Origin of the sequence: Microbacterium sp. Leaf351 (assembly GCF_001423825.1) — a bacterium.
Taxonomy (GTDB): domain Bacteria; phylum Actinomycetota; class Actinomycetes; order Actinomycetales; family Microbacteriaceae; genus Microbacterium; species Microbacterium ginsengisoli.
Map to the genome: position 1 here is coordinate 88,848 of NZ_LMPK01000034.1, position 5,932 is coordinate 94,779.

The 5,932-nt window shown below is 71.5% G+C and carries 9 protein-coding genes and 1 pseudogene; 5 read left to right on the forward strand and 5 right to left on the reverse strand.

Annotated elements, in window-relative coordinates:
- The 3 genes from ASG00_RS18090 to thyX form a co-directional block, all read right to left on the reverse strand.
- Nucleotides 1-330 (reverse strand): dihydrodipicolinate synthase family protein (locus tag ASG00_RS18090; protein WP_235559488.1); only part of this gene is annotated, 330 nt, incomplete at its 3' end.
- Nucleotides 331-372: 42 nt separating this feature from the next.
- Nucleotides 373-1,137, reverse strand: coding sequence for an SDR family NAD(P)-dependent oxidoreductase (locus ASG00_RS10550; protein WP_056209395.1), 765 nt, complete (start codon nt 1,135-1,137; stop codon nt 373-375).
- A 59-nt stretch (nt 1,138-1,196) separates the two neighbouring features.
- Nucleotides 1,197-1,940 carry an FAD-dependent thymidylate synthase gene (gene thyX / locus ASG00_RS10555; RefSeq protein ID WP_045247597.1) on the reverse strand — a complete coding sequence of 248 codons (744 nt, stop codon included), beginning with the start codon at nt 1,938-1,940 and terminating at the stop codon, nt 1,197-1,199.
- Between the two features lie 93 nt (nt 1,941-2,033).
- Between thyX and ASG00_RS10560 the strand changes: the two genes are divergently transcribed.
- From ASG00_RS10560 to ASG00_RS10575, 4 genes are all read left to right on the forward strand, one after another.
- Nucleotides 2,034-2,471 carry a TlpA family protein disulfide reductase gene (locus ASG00_RS10560; RefSeq protein ID WP_045247596.1) on the forward strand — a complete coding sequence of 146 codons (438 nt, stop codon included), beginning with the start codon at nt 2,034-2,036 and terminating at the stop codon, nt 2,469-2,471.
- Entirely contained in the window at nt 2,464-2,967 is a 504-nt protein-coding gene (locus tag ASG00_RS10565; RefSeq protein WP_056209398.1) for a DUF4395 domain-containing protein, read from the forward strand. Before ASG00_RS10560 ends, ASG00_RS10565 begins: the two co-directional genes overlap by 8 nt.
- 92 nt (nt 2,968-3,059) lie before the next feature.
- Nucleotides 3,060-3,485, forward strand: a complete 426-nt coding sequence (locus ASG00_RS10570) for an OsmC family peroxiredoxin (protein ID WP_045247594.1) — start codon at nt 3,060-3,062, stop codon at nt 3,483-3,485.
- Complete coding sequence (locus ASG00_RS10575) at nt 3,478-4,386, forward strand: TIGR01777 family oxidoreductase (protein ID WP_056209400.1); 909 nt, start codon at nt 3,478-3,480, stop codon at nt 4,384-4,386. Before ASG00_RS10570 ends, ASG00_RS10575 begins: the two co-directional genes overlap by 8 nt.
- Before the next feature lie 37 nt (nt 4,387-4,423).
- Here ASG00_RS10575 and ASG00_RS10580 read toward each other — a convergent pair whose 3' ends face one another.
- Together ASG00_RS10580 and dapB are read right to left on the reverse strand one after the other, a co-directional pair.
- A complete protein-coding gene (locus ASG00_RS10580; RefSeq protein WP_045247592.1) occupies nt 4,424-4,885 on the reverse strand; it encodes a hypothetical protein in 462 nt (153 codons plus the stop codon).
- The gene (gene dapB, locus ASG00_RS10585) at nt 4,882-5,700 is read right to left on the reverse strand and encodes a 4-hydroxy-tetrahydrodipicolinate reductase (RefSeq protein ID WP_056209403.1); all 819 of its coding nucleotides are present in this window, start codon (nt 5,698-5,700) and stop codon (nt 4,882-4,884) included. The genes ASG00_RS10580 and dapB overlap by 4 nt, the downstream gene beginning before the upstream one ends.
- A gap of 36 nt (nt 5,701-5,736) precedes the next feature.
- Between dapB and ASG00_RS18095 the strand changes: the two are divergent.
- Nucleotides 5,737-5,932: pseudogene (locus tag ASG00_RS18095) on the forward strand (GNAT family N-acetyltransferase); the annotation flags it as partial.

Genomic DNA, 5,932 nt, shown 5'->3' on the forward strand with positions numbered 1-5,932 from the left:
CGTGACGATCATGATGCCGTCGGCGCCGGCCTTCTCGCTGGCCTTGTAGAGCTCGATCGCGTGGGCGGTCTCGTTCGAGCCGCCCCCGGTGATGATCTTCGCCCGACCGGATGCGACATCCTTGCCGACCTCGACGAGCTTGAGCTTCTCGGGGTCGGTGAGGGTCGAGGTCTCCCCCGTCGTGCCGGTGACGACGATGCCGTCGGCTCCCGCGGTGATCACGTCGTCGATGTGCTTCTCGACGGCGGGCCAGTCGACCTCGCCGTCGGCCGTCATCGGGGTGACGAGCGCGACGAGCACCTGTCCGAAGGGATTGCCCGTGTGCGTCATGGTCACAAGGCTATCGGTTCACACGGCCCTGGATTGCGGGAATCAGCGCCCCCGCTGGCCGATGCGGGCGGCGATCGCATCGGGGAGGAGCGCGGTCAGGCGCACCAGGATCTTGTACCGCAGCGACGGGATCGAGACGGACTTGCCACGGGCGACATCCCGCAACGATTCCGAGACGACGAGTGACGCATCGAGCCAGAGACCCGAGGGCACTCCTTCGTTCCCGGGCGCGAGCCCCATGCGCTCGTGGAAGCTCGTGTGCGTGAAGCCCGGGCAGACGGCGGTGACCGTCACGCCCCGAGGCGTGTACTGCACGTTCGCCCAGCGGCTGAACGAAATGAGCCAGCCCTTGCAGGCGCCGTAGGTCGAGCGCGGGAGGAAGCCGGCGACCGAGGCGACGTTGACGATGCGCCCGCGGCCGCGCTCGAGCATCGCGCCGAGGGCCGCGTGGGTCAGCCGCAGCGGCACCTCCACGTGGAGCTTCAGGTGGGAGACCTCGAGCTCGACGTCGTTGCGCTCGAACGCGAGCGGCAGACCGAACCCGGCGTTGTTGATCAGCAGCTCGATCGGACGAGCGCGATCGCGCAGGCGCGCCTCCACCTTCGCGCGCTCGCGACGCTTGAGAAGATCGACGGCCAGCGTCTCGACCTCGACACCGTAGCTGCCGCGCAGTTGGCTGGCGAGCTGCTCGAGCGCATCATGACTGCGGGCGACGAGCACGAGGGAGGCCCCGCGCTGCGCGAGCTGGCGAGCGTACTCGGCCCCGAGGCCCGCGCTCGCGCCGGTGATGAGAGCCGTGCGCGCCATGGCGCCAGCCTACGTGGTGCGCCCGCGCGTCACGAGCGGGCGGCCGGCCGCGGCATCCGTCAGGGGGCGACGCGCCCGTTCGCGGTGAACGCGGCGTGGGTGAGGGGCATGAGCTCGCGCCAGTACGCCTCCATCTGCTCCGCGCACATCTCGATCTCACGCTGCGGGAACGACGGGAACCGAGTGCCCTCGACCTTGGTGCGCAGCGAGAGGAAGTTCATCAGCGAGCGGGCGTTGACCGTCACGTACATCGACGAGTAGATGTTCAGCGGCAGCACGATGCGCGCGACCTCACGGGCGACGCCCGCCTCGAGCATGCGCTGATAGGCCTCGAAGGCGGCGATCGAGGCGGCCCGGGTCGTCTCGGCCACCAGCGCGACCTGCTCGTCGCTGCCGGGGAGGAACTCGTACGCGCCGGGCTTGCCGACCTGCAGCAGGTTGCGCTCGGGGCCGGGCACGTAGAACACCGGACGCAGCTCGCGGTAGCGGCCCGACTCCTCGTTGTAGCTCGCGATGCGGTGGCGCATGAACTCGCGGAACACAAAGATGGGCGCCTGCACGTAGAAGGTGAGCGAGTTGTGCTCGAACGGCGAGCCGTGACGGTCGCGCATCAGGTAGTTGATGAGGCCGCGATCACGGGGCGAGGCCTCCTCCCCGGATGCCGCAGACTCCAGCGTCTGCTCGCCCTGCGTCGACACCCGCGCGGCGAAGAGGACATCGGCGTCCGACGCGCTCGCACGCACGAGCTCGACGGTCACGTCGCTGCGGAACTGGATCTCGGGGCGCGCATCGGCATCGGTCACAGCCGACAGACTAGCGCCGCGGATTGTTACGCCGAGCTGTCACACTCCGTCGATCCGCCCCCACCCTCGGTCGTCGCGGGTACCGTTTCTCAGATGGATCCGATCATCGTCGCCCTCGTGCTCGTCGGCCTGGTGGCCGTGGCGAGCGTGTTCGGCGTGCTGTCGAAGCGGAGCCTCGGCCGATCCACGCGCATCGAGTCCGGGGATGTGGTCAACCCGCAGCGACTCGGGTTCGACGAGCTCGGCGAGCAGGCCACCCTCGTGCAGTTCTCCACCGAGTTCTGCGCGCGCTGCCCGGGCGTGCACCGGGCCCTCGGCGAGATCGCCGGCGCCCACCCGGGCGTGCGCCATGTCGACATCGACCTGACGCACCGTCCCGACATCGCGAAGCGCTTCAGCGTGCTGCAGACCCCCACAACCCTCATCCTCGACGGCTCCGGACGCGTGCGCACGCGCTTCACCGGCGCAGCCCCCCGCACCGCCGTCGAGCTGGAGCTCACCCGCCTTCAGAAGGAGAACACCCGTGTCTAACTCCCCCGCCGGGATCGATCCGCGCGGACCGCGGTTCGCGGCATCCATCACGACGGTGCTGCTGATCATCGACCTGTACCTGGCGCTGATCGGCACCGCGACCCAGACCGGCACCACCCTCGCGCAGCGCGTGACCGACCCGGCATTCCTACTGCTGGTCGTGATCGCGCTGCTGTTCCTGTGGAGCGTCGCCTCGCCGCGCACCGCCCCGTGGGGCGCACTGTTCCGCTCTGTCGTACGCCCGCGGCTGAAGCCCCCCACCGAGCTCGAGGACCCGCGCCCGCCGCGCTTCGCGCAGGGCGTAGGACTGTTCGTCAGCGTCGTCGGCATCGTGCTCCACCTGATCGGTGTGCCGTGGGCGCTGCCGATCGCCGCGGCGGCCGCCTTCGTCGCCGCATTCCTGAACGCGGTCTTCGGCCTGTGCCTCGGATGCGAGCTCTATCTGCTGCTGCAGCGCGCGGGCCTCATCGGTCGCCGCTCGACCGCGGCGGTCTGATCGACGTCAAGCCCCTCGTGCCCGTCGCCCGCCCCGCTTAGGCTGGCGACGGCGTCGGATCTCGGCGCGCCATCCGATCGAAGGAGCACCGCATGAGCGTCACCAGCGAAGCCAGCACGTCGTGGAAGGGCTCCCTCGCGGAGGGGTCCGGCGAGGTCGCGTTCGAGAGCTCCAACCAGGGACCGTTCGCGGTCAACTGGAAGGCCCGGTCTGAGGGATCGTCGTCGGTGACGACTCCCGAAGAGCTCATCGCCGCGGCACACTCCTCGTGCTTCAGCATGGCGTTCTCCCACGCCCTCACGCAGAACGGCACCCCGCCGGAGAGCATCGAGGCGACGGCATCCGTGACCTTCATCCCAGGCACCGGCATCACCGGCAGCCACCTCAACGTGCACGCGGTCGTGCCGGGCATCAGCGCCGAGGACTTCGACCGTCTCGCGGGCGAGGCGAAGGCCGGATGCCCCGTGTCCCAGGCCCTCTCGGGCATCGAGATCACCCTCGAGGCCACGCTTGCCTGACACCTCTGAACGGGTCGTGCTCGCCGGCGCGTCCGGGCTCATCGGATCGGCTCTCGCCGATGCGCTGCGTGCGGACGGCGTGCCGGTGACACGACTCGTCAGGCGCGATGCGACCGCACCCGACGAGGTGTCGTGGGCGCCCGAGACGGGCGGGCTCGATGAGTCCGTGCTGGCCGGGGCGCGCGCCGTGGTCTCCCTCGGAGGCGCGAGCGTCGGCAGGTTCCCGTGGTCGGCGTCGTACAAGCAGCAGCTGCGGCGGTCGCGCCTGGAACCCACCGAGACCCTGGCGGCCGCCCTCCTGCGTCTGGGAGCCGGCGCGCCCGCGTTCGTCTCCGCATCGGCCGTCGGCTACTACGGCTCGGAGCCGGGACAGGTGCTCACCGAGAGCTCGGCCGCCGGCGACACGTTCCTCGCCCGGCTCTGCGTCGACTGGGAGGCGGCCGCGGAGGCTGCTGCTTCCGTCACCCGGGTCGCGCTGCTGCGCACGGCTCCCGTCGTGCATCGCGACGGCGTGCTGAAGCCCCTGATCCTGCTGACCCGGTTCGGCCTCGGCGGCCCGATCGGCCGCGGCACGCAGTCGTGGCCGTGGATCTCGCTCGAGGACGAGGTGCGGGCGATCCGTGCGGTGATCGACGGCGAGATCTCAGGCCCCGTGAACCTCACGGGCCCGGCACGGGCGACCGCGAACGATCTGGGCTTCGCGCTGGCCCGGCGCATGAACCGGCCGTTCCTGCTACGGGCGCCGGCATGGGCGATGCGCCTCGTGCTCGGCGCCGACGCGACCGATGCGCTGCTCACGAGCGATGCCGACGTGCGCCCGCAGACCCTCCTCGACGCCGGGTTCACGTTCACTCACCCGACCGTCGACGACGCGGTCGCCGCCGCGGTACCGGCCGCCTGACGCCGCCGGCCGGAAACCGCCCCCGACGCGATCCCGGTCAGGTCGAGGGGATGCCGCGGCGTCCCCGCCGCTCGAGGGCGATCGCCCGACGGATCGCGGCGCGCGCCCGGCGCCGGTCGCCGGAGCCGTCGTACGCGAGCCCGAGGCGGTACCACGCCCGCCAGTCCTCGGGGGCCGCCTCGACCTCCTCGCGATAGCGCGGGAAGGCGGCGTCCGCCTCTGCCCGCACGACCCGTCCGCTCGGCAGCGTCGTGAGCTCTTCCTCGGGGAGATCCGCGTCGGATTCGAGGGTGCGTCCGAGCACCGCGGCGCGATGCCCGAACCACAGCTCCCGCCCGAGCGCCCAGACCGCGAGGAGCGGGAAGAAGATGAGGGCGACGCCGAGAGCGATCGCGATGGGCTCGCCGGTCGCGATGAACAGCACTGCCCGCTGCCCGACCAGAACGATGTAGAGAAGCAGTGCGGCGCTCATGATCGCGACGCCGATGCGGGTCGTCATACGTCTGTCGCCCGCGCGACCTGACCGGGCACGCCGTCGGCGATACCGGGGCCTGCCGTCGTCGGCGTGGCGCCGGGCAGACGGATGCCGAGGTCGATGAAGCTGTCGAGCCCGATCACGACGCCGCGGGCGTCGCGCGCCGCGCCGAGGGCCAGGCGGATGCCGGGAGCGTAGGCCGCGGCCGGGTCGGCCGTGTCGTGCACGATCGTGAGCGTCTCCCCCGGGCCGGACAGCATGACCTCCTGGCGTGCCACGACACCCGGGCGACGCAGCGAGTGCACCGGAACGCCCGCGACCCGCTGACCGCGCGCCCGCTGGTCGACGTGCGGCGCCTGCACCGGCCCCACCTCGGAGCGGGCCGCCGCGACCATCTCGGCCGTGCGCACGGCGGTGCCGCTCGGCGAGTCGACCTTGGTGTCGCGGTGGGCCTCGACGATCTCGATGGACGCGAAGAAGGGCGCCGCGACGGCGGCGAGCGCCGAGCCGACGACGGAGCCGAGCGAGAAGTTGGGGATGAACACGGCGCCGGTGCCCTGTGCGTCGACGAGCGGCCGCACCGCGGCGATGCGCTCGGCCGACCAGCCGCTCGTGCCGACGAGCACGTTGATGCCGCGTTCGATCGCGGCGCGGACGACGTCGATCGAGACGGCGGGGGTCGAGGCATCCACCACCAGGTCGGCGCCGTCGATCGCGGCGATGTCGTCGCGTGAGGAGAGCACCGCGTGCACGGCGAAGTCGGGCTCGGACTCGACGACCTCGAGGATGACGCGACCGAGCTTTCCGGTCCCGCCGACGATGGCGACGCGTGTGGTCATGGGATCAGCCTACGGGCGGCCGGTACGCTCGAGCGCATGGCCAGCGCCCGCGTCGTCTCCCCCGCCGATCCCGATGTGCACGCCCTGCTCGAGGAGTACTTCTCGATGCGCACCGACAGCTTCCCCGGCGGCGGCTACACCACGACCTTCCCCGATCCTGCGGCGTTCGTGGCGCCCGCGGGCGTGTTCCTCGCGATCGACGAGGACGGCGTCGCGGTCGGATGCGGCGGGG